Source organism: Paenibacillus sp. (genome assembly GCF_035645235.1).
Classification (GTDB): domain Bacteria; phylum Bacillota; class Bacilli; order Paenibacillales; family YIM-B00363; genus Paenibacillus_AE.
This window is the reverse complement of record NZ_DASQMZ010000119.1, coordinates 1-25,599: the sequence shown is the minus strand read 5'-3', so window position 1 is coordinate 25,599 and position 25,599 is coordinate 1. Positions and strand designations below refer to the sequence as shown.

The window sequence follows — 25,599 nt, the reverse complement described above, 5'->3', positions numbered from 1 at the left end:
TTCGACGGCTATCGTTGCTCGTTAGGAGTGGGCTTCGTCCTTCACTTCGCTGCGGAACTTCTCGACCGCCGCTTGACGGCGCTCGTTCTTCTCGAGCAGCGTCTCCATTTCGCTCGTCGGAATTTCGTCCCCGAATTCCTCTAAATACTCTTCGGTCGCATGCTTTTTCTTCAGCGTGTTTTGAATCGCCTTCTGCAGGTGCGGCACGTTGTCCGCCCGGTTGTCCGGCTTCGCCATAATGTGGTATCCCTCCTTTCCCCAGCGACGTTAGTATGCGTCATTCGGGAACGGCTTCATACAAATGGATCTTCCAGGCGGAATCCTCGTCGTCGAACGTCCGAAGCCGCCGCAAGCCGATCGCTTCGGCGTTCGCGATCGGAACGGCGGAAAAGAGGTACCGCCCGCCGAGGCGGCGGAACGCGGCGATGTCGAACTCCAAGCGTCGGATCGTCTTCTTCGACGTTTTCCGGTAGTCGTATTTTTTCCCCAGCTCGTCGACGAATAGATAGCACCGCCCACCCCATGTGTCGAAATAGGTCCGAAGCTTCCGGTTCTTCTCCAGCTCCTTCGCGATAATGTCCCGGAACGCGTGCTTGTACGCCAGCGGGTAAAAATTGTTGTACGTATCCACCGTGTAGAAGCCGTTAAATTGCGCGATCGCCGGATGCAGGCCGACGCTGCCGACGCGGTAGCCCGACTGCGGCTCGCCGATATAGGCGGCGATGGCGGCGAATTGGCGCTCGGCGTAAAATTCCCGAAACGACGGCTTGTCCCGATACACAACCTCTTCGTTCGCGAACAATAGGATGACGGTCTGCAGGAGGAGACCCGCGACGACGAGCGTTCGCCCCTTGCGTCCCCCGCGGTTCCAAAACAGCGAGCAGGCCAGCGCGAAGGCGACGTAGATAACGAGCGGCCGAAGGAAATGGAATCGCGCGAAGTTGAACGTATTGAGCAGCCCGAACCGCTCCTTCAGCGGCTGCCACGCTTCGTGAAACCAAAAGGCGTACCAGATCGAAAGCGCCGCGGATAATGCCAGCAGCGGCAGCAGCCATCGCCCGGCCGTCCCCTCTCGCCAGGACCGGTCCGAGGCGGCCAGCATCGAAGCGATCCACGTCATCGGCAGAACGACGACCGTATGAAGCGTCTGCACATGGTTGTGGCCGAGCACGAAATTCTTGAAAGCCAGCCGCACGCTGCGCCAGAGGGGCAGCTTCGACGAGACGAATTCGTCGCGGCTTGTCGGCGCGTCGGACAGCACCAACGACAACACGAGCCGATATTCGATGCCGAGATAAATGAGCGTCATCAGCGCCAAGCCGGCAAGCAGCCTGCCGTTCCATCGCCGCCGGACGATCGCTTCCCATGCCCAAAACAAAAACATGCCCGCGAGGAAAAAGAAAAAGCCGAGCACGAAGCTCGAGTAGAGTGGCAATGCCGCGATCGTCGCCCAGTGCCGCTTCCTTGCCGTGCCTGCGCGCAGATGGAGGAACGCCCATAGCGCGAGCGGCTGCCCGAGCGTGCTCAGCATGCCGGACGGCCAAAACGGCGTCATCGCGAAGACGAGCGCGACGCCGACGCGAATCCACGTTTCGTCGGCTTTCTTCACGAAGTGATCGCGAAGCAGTAGATACATGCCTAGGAAGGCGAACGCCCGGACGATAGCCTGGCTGATCGCGTAGGCGAGCATCGGGGGGAACGCCGCGTGCAGCGCCACGAGCAGGCTGAATTCCGTGCCGAAGGCGCCTCTCGGCAGCCCGCCGATTACTTGAGGGATCGTCGCGTCGACGGCGCCGAACCATTCCCCGCTGCGCACGAGCATGCGGTACCACGCGATATTCGAATCGAGATTATCGTGCACTCGAATATGCGCATTCTCCCCAAGCAAGAAGAGCGGCAAGACGTACGCCGCCACAACCGCCGCCGCCGCAAGCAGAACGATGCGCTCGCTTCTCCCCCGCCCCGCGGAAACATTCTTTTGCATGTCGAACCCTCCGGCCGAATCCTATGTTTTTACATAGTATCCCAAGGAAGGAAGCGGAATATTTTCCGGTGCCTCCGCGCACGATAACGTCTGTCATTTTCCCAAAGATCAGGGGGCGCGATGGTTGAAACAAAACGGATTTCTTTATTTTTCGTTATCGGCGATCTGGCTTAAATCTTACGCGGCGCAACGCCTTTGCTTCTCCCTCCCGGTGGCCGGGTGGAAGCAGGAGCTGCTCATGCTCGTCAATCCGATGGCGTCGGTGCTGATCGTCGGGCTGCTCGCCATGCTGCTGTCCCCGAAGCGGCTCCGGTTCGCGCTCGTGGCCGCCGCCTTCTTAACGTCTGCCGTATTGTACGCCGACCTGATTTTTTACCGGTTCTTTTCCGATTTCATCACGCTGCCCGTATTGCTGCTGTCGGATCATATGAGCGATCTTCGCGCAAGCGTGTTCGGATTGATGCAGCCGTCGGATCCGTTGCTCTTTGCGGACGGCGCGTTGATCGCGATCGTCGGCTGGCGCCGTCGGCAAACCGTCGTCCCTTGGTCGAGGTTGAAGTCGATCGCCGCCGCGGCCGCCGCGTTGTCCCTGCTGTCCATAAACTATTCGATGGCCGTCAGCATTCGTCCCGAGCTGTTGACGAGGGCGTTCGATCGGCAAATCTTAGTGCGCAGCATCGGCACGTACAATTACCATGTTTACGACGCTGTGCTGAATGCCCGGATGGGCAGCCGGAAAGCGCTTGCCCGAGAATCGGATTTCGAACGGGCGGCCGATTATTTCGCTTCGCTGCCGCCCGATGCGGTCGATACGTCGACGTTCGGTATCGCCCGGGGGCGCAACGTCTTCCTGATTTCGCTGGAATCGCTGCAAAGCTTCATGCTGGACCGGCGGATCGGCGGCGCGGAGACGACGCCGTTCCTCAACGCGCTGCGCAAAGAAAGCTTCTCGTTTCGCAATTTTTACCATCAGACGGCCCAAGGGAAGACGTCCGACGCCGAATTCCTGATCGATACGTCGTTGTTTCCGCTTCCGACCGGAGCGGTGTTCTTTACGCACGCGCAGAACGAGTACCGCTCGCTGCCGAAGCAGCTGAAGCGGCACGGTTATTCGCCCGTCGCCTTCCATGCGAACGATCCTTCGTTTTGGAATCGGGGACGCATGTATACGGCCTTGGGTTACGATAAGTTTTACTCGGTAGAACGGTACGCCGTCGACGCTTCGAATTCGATCGGCTGGGGCCTCAGCGACGAAGCCTTCTTCGAGCAGAGCGTCGAGATGGCGAAGCATCTGCCGCGCCCCTTCTTCGCGAAGCTCATTACGCTGACGAATCATTACCCGTTCGAGATCGACGAAGCGCATCGGATGGTGCCGGAATATACGTCCAAATCGAAAACGTTGAATCGATACATTCCGACGGTGAGGTATTTAGACGCGGCCGTGGAGCGATTTTTCGAGGAGGTGAAGGCGGCGGGGTTATACGAGTCTTCGGTCTTCGTGCTTTACGGGGATCATTACGGCATCTCGCCGAAGCATAACAAATCGATGGCGCAGCTGCTCGGCAAGGAGCGCATCACGCCGTTCGACTCGGTGCAGCTCCAGCGCGTGCCGCTCCTGATTCATATTCCCGGCGTGCCGGGGCGCGAATTGCATACCGTCTCCGGGCAAATCGATCTTTACCCGACGCTGCTGCATCTGCTCGGCATTCAGCCGGAAGACCCTTATTACTTCGGTCGAGATTTGTTCGCGGCCGGCCGCCCCGAATTCGTCGTCTTCCGGGACGGCAGCTTCGCGACGGACGAACTGGTATATACGAAGAGCGGGTGTTACGCGCGCGAAACCGGGGAGCGCATCGACGCTGCGGCCTGCGAGCCGTATAAGCGGGCGGCCGTCGAACGGCTCACGATGTCCGACTCGATCATCTACGGCGATCTCCTGCGATTTTATTACGAACCGGCGCGCAAGCTGTAAGCCGCCGCCCGGTTCAGCGTATCCTCCAGATCCTCGATCGGAACCGGCCGGCCGAGACGATACCCCTGCAGCCAAGGACAGCCGAGGCGTCGCAACGCTTGGAATTGGGCATCCGACTCGACGCCCTCCCCTACGACGGCAAGGCGCAGCTTGCGACACATCTCCAGCAGGCTCTCGACGACCGCCCGGCTCCGCTCGTCGTGCGGCAACGCTTCGACGAACATGCGATCGAGCTTGACTTTCTGAACCGGCAGCTTCAGCAGGAGACCGAGCGTGGAATAGCCATAGCCGAAATCGTCCAGCGCGAACGTAACGCCTTGCTCCCTGAGACGCCCGATTTGCGGGGCGATCGCGTCGACGTCGTAGAGGCTGATCCGCTCGTTCAGCTCGAATTCCAGCCGCTCGGCCGGAAACCCCGTCGCTTCCAGGACGCCTTCGACGAGCGCCGGGAAATCGGGTCGACGCAGCGCCAGCGCATCGCAGTTGACGGCAAGCTTCGCGACGCGCCGCCTCCAATCGCGCAGCCCTTGCAAGCTTCTGCACGCATTCCGGAGCGTCTGCAGGTCCAGCTCGACCAAGTAGCCCGACTGAATAGCATGCGGCAGGAACGCGCCCGGTCCGACGACGCCCATCTCGGGGTGGCGCAGCCGAATCAACGCTTCGACCGCCGTCTCCGCGGTTTCCGTATGCACGATCGGCTGGTATAGCACTTCAAAGCTGTTGTATTTCACGCCGCGGCGGAACCCGGTCTCCGAAATCAATCCCTCGAACCGCACCTCGTACGCGGCAATGCCTTCTTTGCCGTTCTTCTTGATTTGATACATTGCGGCGTCGGCATGCAACATATGATCGGCGAACGTCGCTCCCTCCAGGCTGATCCCCATGCTGACGGTCACCTGCATGGAATGGCCCGACACGTCGAACGGCATCGTCAGCTGTTCGTACACCGACGCGGCGAACGACGACACATGACTTTCGCTTCGGCGAAACAACAGGACGACGAATTCGTCGCCGGCATAACGCGCCGCGATCCCGACGCCCCTCGCCGCCTGACGAAGCCTCTCCGCGAAACGGACGAGGAACGCGTCGCCGAACGCTCGTCCGTACGTCTCGTTCACGCGCTTGCACCGGTCGATATCGATAAATACGGCGGACATGGGCGCGTCGGCGGAGAGATGCTCGTAAAACATCTCGAGATAGGTGCGATTATATAAGCCGGTCAGCTCGTCGGTATATGCGCTGTCCTCCAAGTCGATCAGCGTCCCGAGAAACAAGGCCGCTTGTTCGACGTGCCGCAAGGCCGACGGTTCTAACCGATTCGGCCGATCCAAGGCGCAGATCGTCCCGTATCGGCTTCCGTCCCTTCGATACACGGGGACGCCCAAGAAGCTCCGGGGACCGAGCGCGTCCGTCACCTCGAGGTGCATCGTCGTCGGCTCGGCCGCGGTATCCGGGATATAAACGGGACCGTCCCTGTCGCATACGATTTTGCAATACGTTCGCTCGAACCGCAGCGCTCCCCCTTCGTTCACAAGGGGTTCGTCCCGATTCCACGCGCTGACGATCCAATTGGTGCGCGTATCGTTCTCCGCAAGGAACAACGCGTTCGCATCGAGCGTTTCGCCGAGATGCTTGAAGATGACTTGCGAGGCTTCGTATAAGATTTGAACCTGCTTCAACGCTGCTCCACCTCTGCCGACAATGACTGACTCATTTTGACATTATTCGACATACCTAGCAGAAATCCTTCCGTTTCCCCCGTTAATTTTCCATTGGACAATTTTTTCGCGTAAAAAAGCCGTCCCTGGTCACGACCCATGACCGGGGACGGCTCCTCCGTTACGTTACGTTTCGGGCAAGGAAAGGCGCAGCTTTCTTAAAATGGTACCGAACAAGGACGGCGGCGGCGCGGTGAAGGCGCGGCCGTCCGGCAGGACGAGCTTCCAGGCGTGCAGCAATTGATGATTCACGCCTTCATACGGTCGGCCTCCGTATTTCACGTCCCCGAGCAGCGGATGGCCGAGGCTTTGGAGATGCGAACGAATTTGGTGCGTGCGACCGCTCTCCAGCTCAATCTCGACCAGCGTATACCCATTTGCCGTTTGCAGCGCCTCGTACCGGGTCGTCGCTTCCATCGCCTCCTCCTTCGCGGAGACGACGGTTCGGTTCGAACGCGAATCCCGCTCCAGCTTCGCGGAAATCGTCCCTCCGCCGTGCAGTGCGCCCTGCACGATCGTCACGTAATACTTCCCGATTTCTCGCCGCTGCACCCACTGGTTCAGCCGGTGCAGCATGCCCGCCGTCTTGCCGACGAGGACGAGTCCGCTTGTGTTCCGGTCGAGCCGATTGGCGGTAGCCGGCAAGAATAGACGACTGTCGAGAGCATCCTTCCGATACAAGTAGGCGTGTACACGCGTGATCAGCGTGTCCTTCTGCTCCGTCTGATCGGGGTGCGTCAATACCCCCGCCGGCTTGTTGACGACGAGCAGTTCGTCGTCTTCGTATACGACGTCGATGTCCGCTTTCACGCCGATGAATTTCGCCTTCCGCTCGGCGCCCGCGGACGCCGCGAACGTCTCCTCGTCGACGAAGATCGTCAGCTCGTCGCCCGCGGACATCTCGTAATTTTGTTTCTTGCGCTTGCCGTTCACGCGCACCTTGCCTTGGTCGATCATCTTAAAAATTTGTCCGAGCGGATAGTTCGGCATAAGCGTGCATAGGTAACGATGCAGCCGCTTCCCGCTTTCCGACGGGGTGACGGTTCGAGTAATCATAAGCGCCTTCCTTACGATGGATTTGTTCCTATTATACCCATCGCCCCGTCGGAAGCATAGCGCCCGCGATCAGCCCTCTAAGAAACGGATTTCTTCCTCCGTCAGCTCCAGGCGGCTCGCGTCCCGGCACGAATGGAGCTCGTCGAGATTCGCCGGCCCGATCAAGGCGCACGTCGGGAACGGCTGATTCAAGACGTAGGCGAGCGCGATCTGAATCGTCGTTACGCCCTTGCGCTGCGCCAATTCGCTTGCCCGGCGCTGCCGCGCCCAGTTGTCGTCGCTGTAAAAGACGCGCACGAGGTCCGCGTTTTCCCGATTGTCGGGGGTATATCTTCCGGAAAAGAATCCCCTCGCCTGGGACGACCAGGACAAGAGCGGCAGCTTCGTATCCCGATGCCAGGCCCACGTCTCGTCGTCGACCGAGACGCAGCCCGCCCAGAACGGCTCGTTCGCCCGCGCCAAGCTGAAATTCGGGCTGCTGAAGCTGAAGCCGACGAGTCCGTGGGCGGACGCGTAATCGTTCGCTTCCTGCAGCCTGGCGTACGACCAATTCGAAGCGCCGATGGCGCGCACGCGTCCCGCTTCGATATGCGCGTTGAGCGCCTCGAGAATCGGCCCGACCTCGACCGTCGGGTCGTCGCGGTGCAGCGCGTAGAGGTCTACATAATCGAGCTGCAGCGTCTCGAGGCTTCTATCGAGATCGTCGTCGATCGCCTTCTTGTTGACCCGCGGACCGTTCGCGTCGTGATGCGCCCCTTTCGTCCAGACGTTCACGCGCTCTCGGTTGCCGCGCTCCCGAATCCAAAGTCCGAGCGCCTCCTCGCTCTGACCGCCCGCATAGATGCGAGCCGTATCGAACGTCGTGCCGCCGATAGCCGTGAATTCGTCCATAATCGGCGCGATGCGTTCCATCAGCTCCGGCTTGAAATAGTCGGTGCCGAGAATGAGTCGAGATACCTCGCGTTCCACGCCGGGCAACCGAATCGAATCGATCGTGCTTGCTTGCTCCGCCATATCGTCAGCCTCCTCGTGAATTACAATACTACGCGCGTCCGCTCCCGAGCGGACTTCAAGCACGCGTCGACGACGCGCATGTTGTTTACGGCGTCCTGCGGCGAGAACGGCAGCGAAGCCTCGCCTCGCACCGCGCGGCCGAAGGCGTCCGCCTGCAGCGAATACGTATTGAGCGTCGGCATCTCCAGCTCCGTCCGCTCGCCTTTCTTATGGACGACGATCTGCTGCGGCCCGATGAAGGCGTGCGGCACCTCGATTCTTCCGGCCGTGCCGAGAATTTCTAGCGTATTGCGAAATTCCGCCCACATGCCGCAATCGAACGTGAGCGAGACGTCGTTCGGAAACTCGACGAGTCCGGACGCCATCATGTCGACGTCCCCGTGCTCGGCCGAAAACAACGCGCGGCACGTCGCGGCTTCCGGCTCGAGCCCCGTCACGAGGCGAGCGGCCGAAATCGGGTACACGCCTACGTCGTAAATCGAACCACCGCCCCACTCCTTCACGAAGCGGACGTTGCCCTTGTTCGCGGCGCCGTTGAACGTGAACGCCCCGTGAATGCCGCGCAGCTCCCCGATGTCGCCGGCGGCGATCATCTCCCGAATTTTATCGTACCGCGGGTGCAGCCGGTACATGAACGCTTCGGCAAACAGGACGCCGGCGTCCGCGCACGCGTTCGCCATGCGCTCCGCTTCCGCCGCGTCGAGGGCGATCGGCTTCTCGCAAAGCACATGCTTTCCCGCTTCGGCCGCTCTCACGGTCCATTCGCAATGCAGATGGTTCGGCAGCGGAATGTACACCGCATCGATCTCGTCGTCCTCGAGCAGCGCTTCGTACGAAGAATACGCTTTCGGAATGTCGAGCCGCTCGGCCGTCTCCTTCGCCTTCGATTCGGTCCGGCTCGCGATCGCGGAGACGACGCCCGTCTCCGACCCGCGAATGCCGGGAATGACCGCCCGCTCGGCGATGCCGGCGCAGCCCAAGATGCCCCATCGAATTTTCCCTTCCATTTCGCACGCTCCCATCGAAGTGATCCTAATCTTTCTTGTGACGATATTCAAATTATAAGTAGAAAAAAACGAACAGGAAATAAAACATTTTTGAGGTTGGATAGCACAATATTCATATGTACGCAACAACAGGGCAACGCGGCCGAGCGCGGGCTCGGCGCTTGTCGCCCTGCAGGAAATAAGGTATGATGCTGTCACTTGGGAGGGATGAATCGATGGCGTTCGGCGTGACGAGGGAGCAGGTAACGGAGTGGAAAAGGCAAGTTTCCGAAGGGCGCATCGCCTTCTTGACGCACTACTGGATTCACCCGTCCTTCCCGGACGTGAAATCCGTTACGAAGGTCGGCTGCGCCGACATCGAGCGGCTGCGGGCCTGGGCCGTCTCTCATGGGCTGCCGCCTCAATACATCCATTATCGGGACCGATATCCGCACTACGATATTTTCGGGGAGCGTCAAGCGTATATTTTGCGGAAGGAAGGGCAATGGGAGCAGCTTCGAAAATTCGTTCCCGAGGCAATGGCGGAGCCTCACTCTTTGCCCCCTGCCGGCTCGAGCTCCCGCAGCCATCGCCAAACCGCTTCGGACGTCACCGACAAATTCGATTCCCCCGCCTCGTTCACGAACGGAGAGCGCGAACGGAAATAATCGCGGTGCCCGCCGATCAGCGCCAGGCGCGCCGTGTGAGCCGGCGGGCGTCCGAGCCAGCTCCCGAGCCTCGCGACGGGATCCCGGATGCGGCCGCGCGCGTCGGCGAGCGACCACGCGGCCGTTCTCGTCCGGAGGCTCTGCGGAACGGGCGTCTTCGGCGAACCGATCATCGCGACCGCACGAACCGGTATGCCGGTACGCGCAAGCGCCGCCGCGGCATGGACGGCCGCGACGCCGCCCCCGCTGTGCCCGAGCAGCGCGACCTCGACCGCCCCTTCCCTCGACGGCTCCCGCAGCCGAGCGGCCTCGGACGCCGCTCTCCTCCCGCCGAACGCCGGAAACAGCACGTCGACCGTTACCTCCGCCGCCTGCCGTATCCGCGGGAGCGTCCAATCGCCGTAAGGCATGACCGAATGTGCCGTCGCGCACCACCCCGCCCGTTCGCATCTGCGCCGCATCTCTTCCCGGAACTCGTCCATAAAATCCGGCGACGTAAAGACGCCGCCGAGCGTCAGCAGCGCCAGCCTACGGGAGTTCTCGTTCATAGCGCAACGCCTCCGCGATGCGGCTGCCGAGGGACGGATGCGTATACCGGAACCAATACGTCAACGCCGGCGGGTGAACGGCGGCGCGCGAGGAGCTCGCAAGCTTTTGGTATAACGTCACGGCCGCGTCGGCGTCGCCCGTAAGCGCGTACGCGAACCGATCCGCTTCGAGCTCGGCGTGCCGAGATACGGCGCTCGATATCGGCGTCGCCGCGAACGATAAGACGGAGACGACGAGCAGCATGAGCGGAAGTCCCGCCCAATCCGCGGGATGACGAACGAACAAGAACGCCCGCCACCTTTTCAATATCGCCCGGTATGCTTTGTTCCCGATCCACAGCAGAAGAAACATCGACGCGACGCCGCCGACGGCGCTCCATTGCAGATGATGCTTGACGTAATGAGCGACTTCATGCGCGGTGAGCACGACGATTTCGTCCGCGGTCAGCTTCTGCAGCGCCGTATCCCAGATCACGATGCGCAGCGACGGGCCGAAGCCGTCCACGTATGCGTTAATGGCGTTCGTCTTCTCCGAGTAATTCGCCTCGTATACGCGATCCGTCGGCACGCCCGCCTTCGATGTCATTTCCAAAACGGCATGCTCGAGCGCGGGGTCGGCCAACGGCTCGTACTTATAGAAAAGCGGATCGATCGCGAGCGGCCGGATCACCATCATAAACAACAGGAACGGAATGGACAGCAGCCAAAGCCGGAACCACCACGTCCCTCCTTTGCGCGCCAGCGCGAAGACGACCGCGCCGACGGCAAGCAGAAGTACGGTGTCCACGCCGAGCTGCACCCATTGATCGCGCCACCAGCCGCCGAAAGACAACGTCGAGACATCGTAATTTCGCGCGATCGAGTAGGATAACAGCCGAAGCGGCAAACCCAGCGCGAAGAGCGCCGCGGAGATGCCGGCGATATACAGCGGAAACCGAACGACGACGCTCGGCACCGCGGCCTTCAGACGCTGCGACAACGTGCGGGCATACCCGCTCGTTAGCAGCCAGAGCAGCATCCCCCACTCCCAAAGGGTACCGACGAAATACAACGAATCCCGCAGCATGGAGTACGACGACGCCCGCTCCGCGTCCGCTACGGACAAGAACGAGCGCGGGTCCGCCGCCGTACCTTCCGCCCATGCCGGAACCGGCTCTCGATAAGCGAGCCAGAAATACGCGAGGATCGCCGCGGTCGCGGCGAGGAAAAACAACATATACCTACGGAACGCGAGTACGCTCCGATTCGGCTGACGATTCGAGCTGCGCTGCGGCGTCCGATGCGGGCTTCGATGGTTGCTTCGATTCATAAGTTCCGTAACTCACCGCCTCTGTGGATTTACCCGAACCATTCGATCATCGCGATCATCGCGATCAAGCCGAGAATGAAGGAAAACGTCGAAGCGCTCTCATGGCCGTCGCCATGGCTCTCCGGAATGAGTTCTTTGTACACGATGAAAAGCATCGCTCCCGCCGCGAACGCGAGGCCGTAAGGCACTAAGTTCGATACGTAAGACGTTAAGAAGAATCCGATGAGTCCCGTTACGATTTCGACCGTGCCGGTCAGCGTGGCGATCAGGAACGCCGTGAACTTCTTCACCTTCTGCGTTACCAGGAACAAGGCGACGAGGAAGCCTTCCGGCGCGTTCTGCAGTCCGATCGCAAGCGCGATGAGCGGGCCGAGCCCGGCGCTCTCGCTGGCGTAGCTGACGCCGACGGACAGGCCTTCCGGCAAGTTGTGCAGCGTGATCGCGGTAATAATGAGCATGCTCTTCTGATCGAACTGAACGGTCGACGACTTCGCATGCGCGAGGTCGATATGCGGCATATTCCGTTCCATCAAGCTGAGGACGAGCGTACCCAGCAGGATGCCGATCGTGACGGTCATCAAATTCGAGTAATCGAGCGCGACGGGAATGAGGTTGAACATCGTCGCGGAAACCATGATGCCGGCGGTGAAGGCGAGCAATATGTCGCGCCAGCGGTGCGTAATCACCTTCATCGTCAAAATCGGCACCGCCCCGAGACCGGTCGCGAGCGCCGAGACGATGCTTCCGATGAGGACGTCTTGCATGCGGTTGCCTCCTAGGTGTTTCGATTCGTTTGCAGTCCGTTCGCTCCTATAGTACCATCGAAGATCATAGGTTGAAAATATGGAGGGACTGTACCTTGAACGTGCATGAAGCCATTACCGCCCATTCCCGGAAACAACATCTGCACCTTGTCGAATTCGAGCGCCTGGACGCGCTGCGGGAACAAGCGATCGAAGACGCCGTACGCAAATGCAGGAACGGGGAGCCGTTCGACGTAGACCGGATTAACGAAGCGACGGCGTTCATTAACGCGCACGCGAAGGAAGGAATTTCCCCCACTAGAAAATATGTTACGATCGAAATGGTGAAACAATTCGCTTTTTCTTCGTAAACCTCGCAAATAAATTGTAATCGTTACGATTAAACTCTGGTATAATGGGAGGGACGCGCCCTTGGCGCCCCTTCATCGATCGGAGGAAATCGAATGACGACGCATCCCGCCGTTCGCGGGGCCTTCGGCCTCGCCTCTCTCGTTTTGCTCAGCTTTTTTATCGTATTGCTCATGAATCCGGAGGCGCTTCGGTCGCTGCCGATCATGGAAAACCCGAACGTGCAGACGTTCAAGACGATGTTTGTCAGCATCACGCTCGAAGCGTTCCCGTTCATCTTGCTTGGCGTACTCGTCTCCTCTCTTATTCAAGTGTTCGTGCCGGAGTCTTTCATTCGCAGGCTCGTGCCCAAGCACCCGATCCTCGGCGCCGGCGCCGGCGCGTTGCTCGGATTCGTCTTTCCCGTTTGCGAATGCGGCATGGTACCCGTCGCGAGGCGTCTGATTCGCAAGGGCATGCCCGTATACGCGGCGGTCGCTTTTTTGCTCGCCGGCCCGATTTTAAATCCTGTGGTCTGGTCGGCGACGTACATGGCGTTCCGCTTCGAACCTGCGGTCTTGTACTCTCGCATGGGACTCGCCTTCGCCGTCGCCACGGTCGTCGCATTAGCGGTGTTTCGGTGGGTCCGTTACGATCCGATGAAGCCGGCCCCGGCGCATGCGCACGACCATTCGCACGACCATGCGCGCAAACACAATTCCGGGGGCGCCGGGAAGCTGCTCGATACGTTCGACCACGCGTCCGGCGAGTTTTTCGATATGGGCAAATACTTGATCTTCGGCGCATTCTTGACCGCGTTGATGCAAACGTTCGTGCCGCGTTCGGCGCTCGTCGGCATCGCCGAACAGGAATGGGCGGCGAATGCGTTCATGATGGGCTTCGCTTATATTTTGTCGATCTGCTCCACCTCCGATGCCTTTGTCGCCGCCTCGCTCGCCGCGACGTTCGCTCCGGCCTCGCTCGTCGCGTTCCTCGTGTTCGGGCCGATGCTCGATTTGAAGAGCACGCTCATGCTGCTGTCGGTGTTTAAGGCTCGATTCGTCGCGTCGCTGGCGGCGCTCGTCGCTGCCGCGGTGTGGGTCGGTGCTTATATCACAGGGTTAATTATCGATTAAGGAGGAAACCCCCATGTATCGTTCAAGAGGCTCCTTATCGCTGCATTATGCGTTCCGCGCCGCGCTAACGGGCGGTTTCGCGTTCTACATCGTTCACCTGGTCCGGTCGGATAAGCTGCTCCTCTACATCGCGCCGAAGATGGAAACCTTCGTCAAGCTGGCGGCTGTCGCCCTGTCGATGATCGCCGTTTATTTCGCATTCGCCGCGTTCCGGGCGCTGTCGGGGGAGCAAGCCGCTGATTGCGGCTGCGAACACGGCCCCTCGAAATCGGCGTTCCGCAACGTCGCGACCTACCTGCTCTTCGCGGCCCCCCTGCTTTTCGGTTGGTTCGTCCCGGATACGATCATGGGCAGCAACCTGGTCGATAAGAAGGGTATCGTGCTGTCCGTCGCCGATTCGGACGATTCGGACGCCGAGAAGAAGACGTCGAACGCGAACGGCGCCCCGACCGAGGGAGGCATGTTTTATTCCGAAGATTTGTACGAGAAACAATATTCTTCGTTCGCCGAGTCCTTATATTTACAGGATCCTATCGTCATCGAGGCTTCCGCGTATTTGGAAGCGAGTACCGCGATCGACTTGTTCCTCCCTGCGTTCCTCGGCAAGCGCGTGGAGATCGTCGGCTTCGTCTATAAACAGGAGGACATGACGGACCGTCAGTTCGTCGTCGCCCGTCTTGCGATGGAATGCTGCTCCGCCGACTCGACGCCTTACGGCTTCCTGGTGGACTGGCCGGACGCGGCGAAGCTCGCCGAGGATCAATGGGTCACGGTAGAGGGCGTCATCCGCACGACCGATTACGGCGGGATAGAGATCGCTTCGATCGCTGCGACCCGCGTCACGCCGGTCGAGACGCCGTCGACCCCCTACGTCTATCCGAACTACGATATCCTCGAATAAACGAACGACGGGGCGTCTCCTCCGCCAAAAGCGGAAGTGACGCCCCGTCTTCCTCGTTATTCGGCCTCCAAGCTTCGCTTCAACCGCTCAAGCTCTTCGTCGATCTCGGCTTGCTTGCCGAGCGCCTCCAACTCGCGGTCGAGCCGGCGGGTTTGCCCGCGGACGATCCCGCTTGCTTCCGCCTCCGCCTCGAGCTCCGTCACCTTCTCCTTCATCCGTTCGAAGTCTGCGACGGCGCTCCCGCGTCCGATTTTGCCGACCGCCTCGTTCATGCGCTTTTGCGATTTCGCCGCGGCCGCGCGGGCGGCGAGCTCGCGCTGCTCGCGCTTCATCCGCTCAAGCTCGGCTTTCATCTCCTGTAGCTGCGAACGCAGCTCATCCGACACCGTCTTCGCCGCTTCGTATTGCGCGCGGTACGCCTCCGCCTTCGTCTCCTGCTCCTTCTTGTCCTCGATCGCCCGTCTCGCAAGCGCCTCGTCGCCTGCCCGCAGCGCGGCAAGCGCCCCCTGCTCCCGCTTCGCGGCAAGCTCCAGCGTCTCTTCGTACAGGTGCTGAGCCCGTTTCTCCGCGGCGACCTGCCTCGCGAAGGCGACCTCCGCTTCCGACAGCTCCGCCTCCATATCGCGCACGTACTGATTCATAAGCAGCAGCGGATTCTCCGCTCGATTGAGCAGCTCATGGAGCGACGACAACGACAGATCGCGAAGCCGTTTAAAGATCCCCATGCTTCGTCTCCTTCCCGATTGCCGCCTCGAGCGCCGCTTGCGCCGCAGGCGGGTTGCCGCCGCCAAGCGATTTTTGCGTGAAGCCCTTGATCAGCCCTTCGACGTCGATGCCGGAGACGTTCTTCAGCATTTCCGGCGCGGTTGCCATAAGCGACGTCACGTAATTGCTCACGCGCGCCGCGCCTTCGCCGTGCCCCGTATCGACGACCGTCAGCTTGTCGATCGACGAGATCGGCGCCGCCACCTTGCCCGCGAGCTCCGGCAGCATTTTCACGATAATGTCGAGCACCGCGGCTTCGCCGAATTTCGCGAACGCCTCCGCCAGCTTCTCCTTCGCCTCCGCCTCCGCGAGACCGCGCAGCCGGATGACCTCGGCGTCGGCGGTGCCCTTCGCCCGCTCGGCTTCCGCGATCGCGAGACCTTCGAGCCGCTTCTGCTCCGCATGCGCTCTCGCTTCGGCCTCGATCCGGTATTGCAGCGCCTCGGCTTCGCGAATCGCCCGCGCCTTCGCCGCTTCGGCCGCCTGCTCGACCGAGTATCGATCCGCATCCGCCTTCTTCTTCACTTCGGCGTCGTATTGCTTCTCGCGCCTCGAGATTTCCTTCTCCTCGATATCGATCTCCCGTTCCTTGCGAACGAGCTCGACGCGCATCTGCTCCTCGACCGCAAGCTGCTTCGACTTCGCCTCTTGAATATGGTACGCCTGATCGGCTTCCGCCTTCGCGACGTCCTGCTCGCGGCGGAACGCGGCGATCTTCAGCTCCTTCTCCTTATTCGCTTCGGCGACGTTCGTATCGCGCAGCAGCTCCGCTTTCTGCCCTTCCTCGTCGGCGCGGGCTTTCTGAATGCGCGCGTCCCGGATCGCTTCGGCCTCCGCGATTTCCGCATCCCGCTTGACCGCCGCGATCCGCGGCTTCCCGAGCGCGTCGAGATAGCCGTGCTTGTCGCGTACGTCTTTGATCGTGAAGGAGACGATCTGCAGCCCCATTTTCTTCAAATCTCTGGCCGCTACGCCCTGCACCTCTTGCGCGAATTTATCGCGGTTGCGGTACACCTCTTCCACCGTCATCATGCCGAGGATCGCCCGCAGATGACCTTCCAGCACCTCTTGGGCTTCGCCTTTGAGCGCCTCCGTCGGCTTGCCCATGAACTGCTCCGCCGCCGTCGCGACGTCCTCGGTCGTGCCGCCGATCTTGATGATCGCCACGCCGTCCGCCATGACCGGCACGCCCTGCTCCGTATACACTTCGGGCGTCGAGACGTCCAGCTTGTGGGACAATAACGAGAGGAATTCGGCTTTCTGGAAAATGGGCCAGATGAACGCGCCGCCCCCGCGCACGATTTTAATTTTCCGTCCCGATTCGTCGACGAGCGTGTTCTTGCTGCCGAGCATCGATCCGGTCACCACCATCGCTTCGTCGGGGCTCACCGTCTTATACCGCGCCCAGAACGCCAAACCGAGCAAGACGATGACGCCGACGACCACGACCGGGACGAACAAGCCGGCTTGCATTAAGAAATCCATCCGTATTCCTCCTCTTTTATGTATAGGCTCAGTCTTCCGTCCAGCGGCATACGGTAACGACGCCGTCCTTCACTTCGATCGCGAGCACCTTCTCCCCCGCGGGAAGCGGCTCGCGCTCGCTCGTATCCGCGATGTGATACACCATGCCGTGACCGAACGTAAAGCCGACCTCGCCGTACCCGCCGACCGGAATCGGAACCGAAACCTCTCCGATTTTCCCCGTCAGCTCCTGCATCGAATACGCGATCGAATGCTCCGCCTCGCTCATCGGCTTGACGTAAAAGAAAAACAAGCCGACAGCCAGAAGCGCCGCCGCCGCCGCGGATACTGCGGCCGTCGCGAACGCGCCGAGCAGCGTGTAGGTCGAGAGCAGGATGCCGGCGCCTCCGAAGGCGACGATGCCGCCGACGACCGCGATCGGATGCAGCGCGTCCGGGAGCGCGTCCAGCACGCCGTCGATCCACCCGCCCGCGACCGCGTCGAACAATACGAGCGCGACCGCGAACGCCGCGCCGCCGAGAAAACAAATCCAATACAGCTCAGTCATGCCGTCCGCCCCCTTCGCATGCCGCCAAAGACGTTTCGTCACTAACATATACGCCTAGAAACGGCGAAACGTTTCATGAAAAGAAATGTTTGGTATTGTTGCATATTCCGACCATCGACTAGGCAACCTTAGGAAAACGAAACGAAGCATCGAGGTGTCCCCGATTATGTGCGCTTACATCGCCGCCTTCGGCACCGCCGTGCCGGAATATCGCGTGCCCCAAGCCGACGTGCAGGAAGCGGTGCGCCATATGTTCGGCTCCCGCGTCCCGCATCTGGATCGGCTGCTTCCGATTTTCGAGCACGGCGGCATCGAAACGCGCCATTTCTGCGTGCCGCTCGAATGGTTTCTCGTGCCGCACACGGCGGAGGAGAAGCACCGGCTGTTCGTCGAACAAGCCGCGGCGCTCGCCGAGCGCGCGGTTCGACGCTGTCTCGCCGGCGCGGGTGTCGAACCCTCCGACGTCGACCATGTCCTTCTCGTCACGACGACCGGAACGGCCACGCCGAGCATCGACGCTTATTTGTGCAACCGGCTTTCCTTTCGCTCCGACGCGAAGCGCACGCCGATTTGGGGCCTCGGCTGCGCCGGAGGCGCGGCGGGCCTCTCCCGCGCCTATGAGTATGTGAAGGCTTTCCCTAAGGAACGTTGCCTCCTTGTCGCCGTCGAGCTATGCAGCTTGACGTTCATCCGCAACGATGCATCGAAGAGCAACCTCGTCGCGACGTCGTTGTTCGCCGACGGCGCCGCCGCGGCGCTCGTCGTCGGCGAAGAGGCGTTCCGGCGCGGCGAGACGGCGGCGCCGCGCATCGTCGGGACGCGAAGCGAGCTTTGGCCCGATTCGCTCGACGTGATGGGCTGGGACGTCACGAACGACGGACTGAAGGTCGTCTTTTCGAAGGACATCCCGACGCTCGTCTCGCAGTCGATGCGCGGCATCGTCGACCGGCTGATCGCTCCGCGGGGCCTCGCCGACTCCGACGTCGAAACGTTCGCGCTCCATCCGGGCGGAAAGAAGGTGCTGGAGGCGTACGAAGCGGCGCTCGGCCTCGGCGCCGGAGCGCTGAACGCCTCGGAACGCGTGCTCCGCCGGTACGGGAATATGTCGTCCGCGACCCTGTTATTCGTTCTGGAAGAAGCATACGGCGCCGCATCGCGTCCGAGGAACGGCTCGCACGGCATCGCCGGCGCGCTCGGTCCGGGCTTCAGCTCCGAAATGCTCCTGTTGGAATTCAATTCCGGCTCTGCCGAAGGAGGTAAGGTATGATCGATGCATGGGTTGCGTTCGGCTTCGGCGCAGTCGTCGCGCAGCGCGTCTGGGAGCTCCGTCTCGCCCGAAGCAACGCCGGGCGCATCCGCCGCGCCGGCGGCTACGAGGTCGGCGCCTCGCATTATCCGGCGATCGTCGCGCTGCATGTCTGTTTCTTCGCCGGGGCGCTGCTCGAGTACGGGCTCCGTACGCCGGATCGCCTGCCGCCCTGGTTCGCCACGACGCTTGCCGCGTTCCTGCTGCTGCAAGCCGCCCGGCTTTGGTGCATCCGCACCCTAGGCATGTATTGGAACACGCGCATCTTCGTCGTCCCGGGCATGCGGCCGATCCGCCGCGGGCCGTACCGCTGGCTCCGCCACCCGAACTACGCGATCGTTACGCTGGAGTTCGTTTGCTTCCCGCTGCTGTTCGGCTGCGTCTTCGCGGCGCTGCTCTTTCCGCTGCTTAACCTGCTCGTCTTGCGCCGGCGCATCGCCGTCGAAGAACGGGCGTTGCTCGCGGCATCCGCCCGAATCTGAGAGGAGGCGATCCGATGGAACCACGCGAAGAACACGCCGGCGCCTATCCCTTCACGCGCGGCATCTATCCCGAGATGTATCGGGCGAAGCTTTGGTCGATGCGGCAATATGCCGGGTACGGCACGGCGCGGGAGACGAACCGGCGGCTGAAGCGGCTGCTGGCCCAAGGACAAACCGGGCTGTCCATCGCCTTCGATTTGCCGACGCAGCTCGGCTACGACCCCGACGATCCGCGCTCGGAAGGCGAAGTCGGCAAGACCGGCGTCTCCGTCGCGTCGCAGGCCGATCTCGAGACGATTCTCCGCGGCGTTCCGCTCGACGGCGTCGGCCTCTCGATGACGGTCAACGCGACGGCGCCCGCCATGTTCGCGTTCGCGGCGGGGGCCGCCGCGAAGCGCGGCGTTCCCCCGGGGGAGCTCCGGCTGACGATCCAAAACGACATGCTGAAGGAATACGCCGCCCGCAACCTTTACCGGCTGCCGCCGGAGCCGTCTGTGCGCATGGCCGTCGACGCGATCGAATTCGGCTGCCGCGCGTTCCCTCGCGTGCATCCGGTCAGCGTCAGCGGGTACCACCTGCGCGAGGCCGGCGCGGACGCGGCGCAGGAGATCGGCTTCGCGCTCGCGAACGGACTCGCCTACGCGGAAGCCGCGGTGCGCCGCGGGCTCTCGATCGACGATGTCGCGCCCCGCATGTCGTTCTTCTTCGCGGCTTGCTGCGACCTGCTCGAGGAAGCCGCCAAATTTCGGGCCGCCCGCCGGCTTTGGGCGAAGCTCATGCGCGAGCGGTTCGGCGCCAAGAGGCCGGAGTCGTGGCGCATGAAGTTTCACGCGCAAACCGCCGGTTCGGAGCTCGCGGCGTCGCAGCCCGACAACAACGTGGTGCGCGTGGCGCTGCAGGCGCTCGCGGCCGTCTTGGGCGGCGCGCAAAGCTTGCACACGAACGCCAAGGACGAGGCGCTGCGGCTGCCGACCCCTTCTTCCGCCGCGCTCGCGCTGCGAACGCAGCAAATCATCGCCTTCGAATCCGGCATCGCGAAGCATATCGATCCGCTCGCAGGAGCGTATGAGGTGGAAGCGGCCACCGATCGGCTCGAGGCGGAGGCGCTCGCTTGGATCGAAGCGGTCGAACGGCAAGGCGGCGCTGTGCGGGCGGTCGAAACCGGCTTCGTTCAGTCGCGGCTTCGAGAGGCTGCGTATCGGGACTACGTCGCCGTCCAGCGGGGAGAACGCGTCGTCGTTGGCGTAAACAAATACGCGGACGTCCCGTTGCATGCCGCAGCGACCCGCCGCGGAGTTTCGCGGTCCGCGGCCGCCGCGGAGGAGGAGCGTCGCGCCCGGGACGCCGTTCGGCGCCGCCGGGAGGAACGCAGCGAAGACGATGCCTCTCGCGCCGTCGAGCAGGTGCTCGCCTGCGCGAGCCGCGGCGAGAACGTTATGCCCGCGATGGCCGTCGCGGCCGCGAGCGGCTGTACGATCGGGGAGCTGTACGGCGCCCTGGCCGCCGAGTTCGGCGAATATCGAGAGCCTGTGAGCGAGGAAGTGGGCTGCCTATGACGACGATCCGCAAACCGGTCGTCCTGATCGCCAAGGTCGGACTCGACGGGCACGACCGCGGCGCCCTCGTCGTCGCCAGGGCGCTTCGGGAGGACGGGTTCGACGTCCGGTATTCCGGCCTCCGTCGGACGCCGGAGGAGATCGCCGCGCTGGCGGTCGCGTGCCGGGCCGACTGCGTCGGGTTATCGTCGCTCGCGGGCGCGCATTTATCGTTATTCCCGAGGGTGTCGGCGGCCCTTGCGCAAGCCGGCTGGCGCGGCGCGCTCGTCGCCGGCGGCATCATCCCCGCTGCCGACGAGGCGGCGCTGCGAGCGGCCGGCTTTCTGGCCGTGTTCGGTCCCCACCGCCCCGCCTCCGAAGCCGCGGCGTTTCTTCGCGAGGCGCTGGCGGCGCCGGCGCGTGGCGCTTTCGGCGGAAATGAGGTAGGATAACGTATATCCTTATCCGACCGGGAGGTTCGCCATGGAAGAAGTCATCATCGTCGGCGCGGGACCGTGCGGGCTGGCGGCGGCGATCGCGCTGCAGGACGCCGGCATCGACGCCGTCGTCATCGAAAAGTACAACATCGTCCATTCGATTTACCGGTATCCTGCGCATTTGCACTTTTTCAGCACGCCGGAGCTGCTCGAGATCGGCGGCTATCCGTTCCCGACGCCCCACGAGAAGCCGACGCGCCGGGAGGCGCTCGAATATTACCGCAACGTCGCGCAGCGGCGGAAGCTGCGTATCCGGCCGTACGAGGAAGCGACGCTCATCCATAAAACCGCCGAAGGATGGTTTCTCGTCGAGACGGAGCGGCAAGGGATCAAGGCGTTCTACGAAGCGAAAGCCGTTATCCTCGCGACGGGGTATTTCGATCGGCCGAACCGCATCGGCATCCCGGGCGAGGATCTGCCTCATGTCTCCCATTACTTTACCGAGGCGCATCCGTACGCCGGCACCAAGGTCGCGATTATCGGCGGCAACAATTCGGCCGTAGACGCGGCGATGGAGCTTGCCCGCGTCGGCGCCGCCCCGACGGTCGTCTACCGCGGGGACGCCGGAAAGCAGAAAATAAAGCCATGGGTGCGCCCGCTGTTCGAGAGCGCGGTCGCGAAGGGCGCGATCCGCATGCTGTACCGCTCCCGGGTCGTCGGCATCCGACCGGGTTTCGTCGCCATCGAATCGGAAGACGGCGCCGCGACGGAGACGGAAGCCGACTTCGTGCTGGCGCTGACCGGGTTCCGACCGGACAGAACGCTGCTTGGCGGAGCCGGAGCCGAGACGAAGCCGGACACCGGCGCTCCCGTGTACGACCCGGAGACGATGGAGACGACGGTCAAGGGGCTTTACGTTGCCGGCGTCGTCGCCTCCGGGGAAGACGCCAACGAGGTGTTCATCGAGACGGGCCGCCACCATGGCACTAAGATCGTGCGCCACATGCTCGCCGCGAGGCGATGCGATGGGTTCGATGCTCCAAAGGAACATAACGCGTAAACAAAGAAGACGCGCCGCCGGGCAGCCCCGGAGCGCGTCTTCCTTTTGGTATGAACCTACCCCAACACGACGCGATCGTCGGCCAGCCGTTCGCCGCGAATCGCCGCGAACCGCTCGAGCAGCGAAGCGACCGTCAACGACCGCTTCTCTTCCCCGCCGATGTCGAGGATGATTTTTCCTTTGTCCATCATAATGAGGCGGTTCCCGAGCTGTATCGCCTGCTCCATGTTATGCGTCACCATCAGCGTCGTAAGTCGGCTTCCGCGCACGATCGCGTCGGTCAGCTCCGTCACGAGCGCCGCCCGGGACGGATCGAGCGCCGCGGTATGCTCGTCCAGAAGCAGCACCTTCGGCTGGGTGAACGTCGCCATAAGCAAGCTGAGCGCTTGGCGCTCCCCGCCGGATAGAAGACCCACGCGCGCCGTCAAGCGGCTCTCCAGCCCGAGTCCGAGACTGCTCAGCCGTTCCCGGAACATCGCTCGCTTCTCCCGCGTCACGCCTTGGCGAAGCCCTCTCGGACCGCCGCGAAGATGCGCGAGTGCGAGGTTTTCTTCGATCGTCATATGCGGAGCCGTCCCGGCCATCGGATCCTGGAACACGCGGCCGATCCATCGGCTGCGCTCGTGCTCCGAGAGGCCGTTGACGACCGTGCCGTCGATCGTCACCGTGCCGAGCTCCGGCACGAGCGCGCCGGAGACGACGTTCATGAGCGTCGACTTCCCGGCGCCGTTGCTGCCGATGACCGTGACGAAGTCGCCCTCTTCCAGCGTCAACGTCACGTTCGAGAGCGCGATCTTCTCGTCGGCGGAGTACGGATAAAAAATTTTCGTGACGTTCTGCAGCGTCAACATATTATTTGCCCGCCTCCTCGTACAGCTCCATGCCGCGCCTGCGGCCGATCTGCCGCGCCCTTCGGCGCGCGTTCACCATCGGCACGATGAGCGCGACGGTAACGATCAGCGCCGTCATCAGCTTCATGTCGGACGCTTCGAGCCCGTAGCGGATCGAGAGCGCGATCACGATCCGGTACACGACCGCGCCGAGAATAACGGCGAGCGTCGTCCGAAAGATCGAACGGACCCCGAAGATGACCTCGCCGATGATGACGGAGGCAAGTCCGATCACGATCATACCGATGCCCATCTGCAGGTCGGCGAAGCCTTGATACTGCGCGACGAACGCGCCCGCCACCGCGACAAGGCCGTTGGACAAACTGACGCCCGTAACGATCGTATGCTCGGTGTTTACGCCGAAGCTTCGCACCATGCGTGGATTGTCGCCCGTCGCGCGAATCGCGGTGCCGAGATCGGTCTTCAAAAACCAATCGAGCAGCAGCTTGAGCACGATCACGACGACCGGCGCCAGTAACAAGGCGTAAGTGGCGTTCAGGAACAGCTCCCCGTCCGGAAACACGGTGTCTTGATTCAACAACGGAATGTTCGGCCGTCCCATGATGCGGTAGTTAATCGTATAGAGCGCGATCATCATGAGAATGCCGGACAATAACGGGTTGATCTTGCCCTTCGTATGCAGCAAGCCCGTCACCGCGCCGGCGGCCAGCCCGCCGACGAACGCGACGACGGTCGCCAGCCAAGGAGAATAACCGGCCACGATCATGCCGGCCGCGATGCCCGCCCCCGTCGTGAAGCTGCCGTCCACCGTCAAATCCGGGAAATCGAGCACCCGGTACGTCAAATACACCCCAAGCGCCATAATGGCGTATAGCAGACCTAACTCCACCGACCCGACGATCGACCCGAGCAAAGAAAGTATAATCGACATGCGTACCCCTCCGAAAAACGGCAGGAGTGGCCCGCATAGCGGGTCACTCCGACCGGTCTTTGCCGTGCTATTCTTTGATGACTTGCGTCGCCTCGTCTGTGATCAAGTCCTTCATTACTTGCGTAATTTCGATCCCTTGCGCCGCGGCGGACGCTTCGCTGTAATACAAATCCAACTTCTCCGGGAAACCGACCGGCACGTCGCCCGGTTTTTTCCCGTTCAGCAATATATCCGCCGCCATCTTGCCCGTCGTGTAGCCGATGTCATAGTATTCGTATCCGTACGTCGCGAACGCGCCGCGCTTCACCGAGTCGATATCGCCTACGAACAACGGAAGGTCGTTGTCGTTCGCCACCCCGACGACCGCCTCGAAAGCGGATACGACCGTATTATCCTTCGGTACATAGATGGCATCGACGCGTCCGACGAGCGACTCCGCCGCTTGCTTGACTTCGGAGCTGTTCGTGACCGCCGCCTTCTCGATTTTCACGTTATGCTTGTCCAACGCCGCTTGCGCCCGCTCGATCGACACGACCGCGTTCTGCTCCCCTTCGTTGATGACGGTGCCGACCGTCTTCACGTTCGGGAATTGCGTCGCGATGAACTCCATCAGCTTCTCGATTTCTTCCGGATGCGTATCCGAGATGCCCGTTACGTTGCCGCCGGGCTTCTCCGGATTTTCCACCAAACCGGAGCCGACCGGATCGGTGACCGCCGTAAAGATGACCGGCGCGTCTTCGATCGCATCCGCGAGCGCAACCGCGGAAGGCGTCGCGATGCCGAGCACGAGATCCTTCTTGTCCGCTTTGAAATTTTGCGCGATCGTCGCGTTCGTCGAGTTATCGCCCTGCGCGTTGCTATAGTCGACCTCGAGATTTTCGCCCTCCACGAGCCCCGCATCCTTCAAGGCTGCAAGGAAACCTTCCCGCGTGGCGTCGAGCGACGGATGTTCCACGATTTGCGAAATGCCGATCTTATACACCTTTCCGCCGCTGCCGGACGTATTTCCCCCGCCGCAACCGGTTACAAGCGCTAACGCCGCAACTGCGGCCAACCATACAGCCGTCGTTTTCCTTTTCATTCGGAAATCCCCCTCGATATGTATGAAAACATTATCTCACATTGTATATTGACCCTAGTTTAACGTCAATATGAATCAACGAATTGAATGATAGTTCCATATATTGGAAGAATATGTGCGCGCTCGAGCGCGTTCTGCGACATGCTGCATAAGTACGAACAGCAAGACGGCCGGGGGAATTTCCCCGGCCGTCTTGGATTACGTCGTCTTCGAATCCTCCACTTGCTCGTCTGCTTCTAGCGCGTATTCAAAATCCTCGATGTCGAACACTTGAACGGGCACCTCATGCTCGATGACCCGCTCGAGGAAATCCAATTGATCGGTAAGAATCGGCACCTGTTCGCGGAGCGACGTCAACAGGAGCTCCGTCTCGATCGGGTCGAACGTCTCCCCGTATTGCGCGTTCTCGATCGAATTGACGACGAGGAACGTCACGTTCTCGTTAACGACGAGCGGCAAGCTCGTCTTCCACGGCGCCGGGAACGCGCGCTCGATCTTCTTGCGGTTGAACGAATCCTCGAAGAACGCGATCATCTCCAGGATTTTCTTCTTCACGTGCGCGTCGTCCGCCGGGTCCGGCATGACGGGCTCCGAGTTTTCTTTCATATCGTAAAGCTCTTGCACGGTGGAATACGGAAGCAAATATTCTACCGGACGGTTCGGGACCATAATCTCTCCGTAAATGGCCGCCATGACCGCTTCGATGACAAAACGCCGTTTCATCAGGCGCCCTCCT

The 25,599-nt window shown here is 61.7% G+C and carries 26 protein-coding genes; 10 read left to right on the top strand and 16 right to left on the bottom strand.

All coding sequences use genetic code 11. The features are described 5' to 3' along the window. Positions 1–21: 21 nt before the first annotated feature. Together tlp and VEZ38_RS10910 are read right to left on the bottom strand one after the other, a co-directional pair. Positions 22–237, bottom strand: a complete 216-nt coding sequence (gene tlp / locus VEZ38_RS10915) for a small acid-soluble spore protein Tlp (RefSeq protein ID WP_324893389.1) — start codon at positions 235–237, stop codon at positions 22–24. Between the two features lie 40 nt (positions 238–277). Next, positions 278–1,984 (bottom strand): DUF6044 family protein, encoded by a 1,707-nt coding sequence (locus tag VEZ38_RS10910; RefSeq protein WP_324893388.1) that lies wholly within the window; start codon positions 1,982–1,984, stop codon positions 278–280. 124 nt (positions 1,985–2,108) lie between these two features. Between VEZ38_RS10910 and VEZ38_RS10905 the strand changes: the two genes are divergently transcribed. After that, positions 2,109–3,956, top strand: a complete 1,848-nt coding sequence (locus VEZ38_RS10905; RefSeq protein ID WP_324893387.1) for an LTA synthase family protein — start codon at positions 2,109–2,111, stop codon at positions 3,954–3,956. Here VEZ38_RS10905 and VEZ38_RS10900 read toward each other — a convergent pair. The 4 genes from VEZ38_RS10900 to VEZ38_RS10885 form a co-directional block, all read right to left on the bottom strand. Then, complete coding sequence (locus VEZ38_RS10900; protein ID WP_324893386.1) at positions 3,932–5,635, bottom strand: putative bifunctional diguanylate cyclase/phosphodiesterase; 1,704 nt, start codon at positions 5,633–5,635, stop codon at positions 3,932–3,934. The two genes, VEZ38_RS10905 and VEZ38_RS10900, sit on opposite strands and share 25 nt — an antisense overlap. A 165-nt stretch (positions 5,636–5,800) precedes the next feature. Further along, positions 5,801–6,730 carry an RluA family pseudouridine synthase gene (locus VEZ38_RS10895; RefSeq protein WP_324893385.1) on the bottom strand — a complete coding sequence of 310 codons (930 nt, stop codon included), beginning with the start codon at positions 6,728–6,730 and terminating at the stop codon, positions 5,801–5,803. 69 nt (positions 6,731–6,799) lie between these two features. Continuing rightward, positions 6,800–7,723, bottom strand: coding sequence for an aldo/keto reductase (locus tag VEZ38_RS10890; RefSeq protein ID WP_324893441.1), 924 nt, complete (start codon positions 7,721–7,723; stop codon positions 6,800–6,802). Positions 7,724–7,764: 41 nt separating this feature from the next. Beyond that, positions 7,765–8,751 (bottom strand): Gfo/Idh/MocA family oxidoreductase, encoded by a 987-nt coding sequence (locus VEZ38_RS10885; protein ID WP_324893384.1) that lies wholly within the window; start codon positions 8,749–8,751, stop codon positions 7,765–7,767. Positions 8,752–8,966: 215 nt separating this feature from the next. Between VEZ38_RS10885 and VEZ38_RS10880 the strand changes: the two genes are divergently transcribed. Next, entirely contained in the window at positions 8,967–9,398 is a 432-nt protein-coding gene (locus VEZ38_RS10880) for a hypothetical protein (RefSeq protein WP_324893383.1), read from the top strand. Here VEZ38_RS10880 and VEZ38_RS10875 read toward each other — a convergent pair. From VEZ38_RS10875 to VEZ38_RS10865, 3 genes are read right to left on the bottom strand one after another with little or no spacing between them, the layout of a single operon-like run. Beyond that, positions 9,281–9,946, bottom strand: a complete 666-nt coding sequence (locus tag VEZ38_RS10875) for an alpha/beta hydrolase (protein WP_324893382.1) — start codon at positions 9,944–9,946, stop codon at positions 9,281–9,283. The genes VEZ38_RS10880 and VEZ38_RS10875 overlap by 118 nt on opposite strands. Next, a complete protein-coding gene (locus VEZ38_RS10870; RefSeq protein ID WP_324893381.1) occupies positions 9,927–11,255 on the bottom strand; it encodes a M48 family metallopeptidase in 1,329 nt (442 codons plus the stop codon). Before VEZ38_RS10870 ends, VEZ38_RS10875 begins: the two co-directional genes overlap by 20 nt. Before the next feature lie 29 nt (positions 11,256–11,284). After that, the gene (locus VEZ38_RS10865) at positions 11,285–12,019 is read right to left on the bottom strand and encodes a ZIP family metal transporter (RefSeq protein WP_324893380.1); all 735 of its coding nucleotides are present in this window, start codon (positions 12,017–12,019) and stop codon (positions 11,285–11,287) included. Positions 12,020–12,114: 95 nt separating this feature from the next. On the opposite strand from VEZ38_RS10865, the gene VEZ38_RS10860 reads away from it, so the two are divergent. The 3 genes from VEZ38_RS10860 to VEZ38_RS10850 all read left to right on the top strand — a co-directional run bounded on the left by VEZ38_RS10860 (position 12,115) and on the right by VEZ38_RS10850 (position 14,383). Continuing rightward, positions 12,115–12,369, top strand: a complete 255-nt coding sequence (locus VEZ38_RS10860; RefSeq protein ID WP_324893379.1) for a DUF2533 family protein — start codon at positions 12,115–12,117, stop codon at positions 12,367–12,369. Positions 12,370–12,462: 93 nt separating this feature from the next. Continuing rightward, entirely contained in the window at positions 12,463–13,482 is a 1,020-nt protein-coding gene (locus VEZ38_RS10855) for a permease (RefSeq protein ID WP_324893378.1), read from the top strand. 13 nt (positions 13,483–13,495) lie between these two features. Then, positions 13,496–14,383 (top strand): TIGR03943 family putative permease subunit, encoded by an 888-nt coding sequence (locus tag VEZ38_RS10850; RefSeq protein WP_324893377.1) that lies wholly within the window; start codon positions 13,496–13,498, stop codon positions 14,381–14,383. A gap of 56 nt (positions 14,384–14,439) precedes the next feature. Here the strand turns inward: VEZ38_RS10850 and VEZ38_RS10845 are convergent, their stop codons facing one another. From VEZ38_RS10845 to VEZ38_RS10835, 3 genes are read right to left on the bottom strand one after another with little or no spacing between them, the layout of a single operon-like run. Continuing rightward, positions 14,440–15,108 (bottom strand): PspA/IM30 family protein, encoded by a 669-nt coding sequence (locus tag VEZ38_RS10845; RefSeq protein ID WP_324893376.1) that lies wholly within the window; start codon positions 15,106–15,108, stop codon positions 14,440–14,442. Continuing rightward, the gene (locus VEZ38_RS10840; protein WP_324893375.1) at positions 15,095–16,633 is read right to left on the bottom strand and encodes a flotillin family protein; all 1,539 of its coding nucleotides are present in this window, start codon (positions 16,631–16,633) and stop codon (positions 15,095–15,097) included. The genes VEZ38_RS10845 and VEZ38_RS10840 overlap by 14 nt, the downstream gene beginning before the upstream one ends. 28 nt (positions 16,634–16,661) lie before the next feature. Next, a complete protein-coding gene (locus VEZ38_RS10835) occupies positions 16,662–17,180 on the bottom strand; it encodes a protease (protein WP_324893374.1) in 519 nt (172 codons plus the stop codon). Between the two features lie 166 nt (positions 17,181–17,346). Between VEZ38_RS10835 and VEZ38_RS10830 the strand changes: the two genes are divergently transcribed. From VEZ38_RS10830 to VEZ38_RS10810, 5 genes are read left to right on the top strand one after another with little or no spacing between them, the layout of a single operon-like run. After that, positions 17,347–18,447, top strand: a complete 1,101-nt coding sequence (locus VEZ38_RS10830; protein WP_324893373.1) for a type III polyketide synthase — start codon at positions 17,347–17,349, stop codon at positions 18,445–18,447. Further along, on the top strand, positions 18,444–18,968 hold the full coding sequence (locus VEZ38_RS10825; protein WP_324893372.1) for an isoprenylcysteine carboxyl methyltransferase family protein: 525 nt from the start codon (positions 18,444–18,446) through the stop codon (positions 18,966–18,968). The genes VEZ38_RS10830 and VEZ38_RS10825 overlap by 4 nt, the downstream gene beginning before the upstream one ends. 14 nt (positions 18,969–18,982) lie before the next feature. Further along, complete coding sequence (locus tag VEZ38_RS10820; RefSeq protein WP_324893371.1) at positions 18,983–20,524, top strand: acyl-CoA mutase large subunit family protein; 1,542 nt, start codon at positions 18,983–18,985, stop codon at positions 20,522–20,524. After that, on the top strand, positions 20,521–20,955 hold the full coding sequence (locus tag VEZ38_RS10815; protein ID WP_324893370.1) for a cobalamin-dependent protein: 435 nt from the start codon (positions 20,521–20,523) through the stop codon (positions 20,953–20,955). Before VEZ38_RS10820 ends, VEZ38_RS10815 begins: the two co-directional genes overlap by 4 nt. Positions 20,956–20,986: 31 nt before the next feature. Continuing rightward, the gene (locus VEZ38_RS10810; RefSeq protein WP_324893369.1) at positions 20,987–22,000 is read left to right on the top strand and encodes a YpdA family putative bacillithiol disulfide reductase; all 1,014 of its coding nucleotides are present in this window, start codon (positions 20,987–20,989) and stop codon (positions 21,998–22,000) included. A 56-nt stretch (positions 22,001–22,056) separates the two neighbouring features. On the opposite strand, the gene VEZ38_RS10805 is transcribed toward VEZ38_RS10810, so the two are convergent. The 4 genes from VEZ38_RS10805 to VEZ38_RS10790 all read right to left on the bottom strand — a co-directional run bounded on the left by VEZ38_RS10805 (position 22,057) and on the right by VEZ38_RS10790 (position 25,586). After that, complete coding sequence (locus VEZ38_RS10805; RefSeq protein ID WP_324893368.1) at positions 22,057–22,851, bottom strand: ABC transporter ATP-binding protein; 795 nt, start codon at positions 22,849–22,851, stop codon at positions 22,057–22,059. 1 nt (position 22,852) lies between these two features. Further along, on the bottom strand, positions 22,853–23,782 hold the full coding sequence (locus VEZ38_RS10800) for an ABC transporter permease (protein WP_324893367.1): 930 nt from the start codon (positions 23,780–23,782) through the stop codon (positions 22,853–22,855). A gap of 67 nt (positions 23,783–23,849) precedes the next feature. Further along, complete coding sequence (locus VEZ38_RS10795; protein WP_324893366.1) at positions 23,850–24,863, bottom strand: ABC transporter substrate-binding protein; 1,014 nt, start codon at positions 24,861–24,863, stop codon at positions 23,850–23,852. Between the two features lie 198 nt (positions 24,864–25,061). Beyond that, complete coding sequence (locus VEZ38_RS10790) at positions 25,062–25,586, bottom strand: ADP-heptose synthase (protein WP_324893365.1); 525 nt, start codon at positions 25,584–25,586, stop codon at positions 25,062–25,064. Positions 25,587–25,599 lie beyond the last annotated feature (13 nt).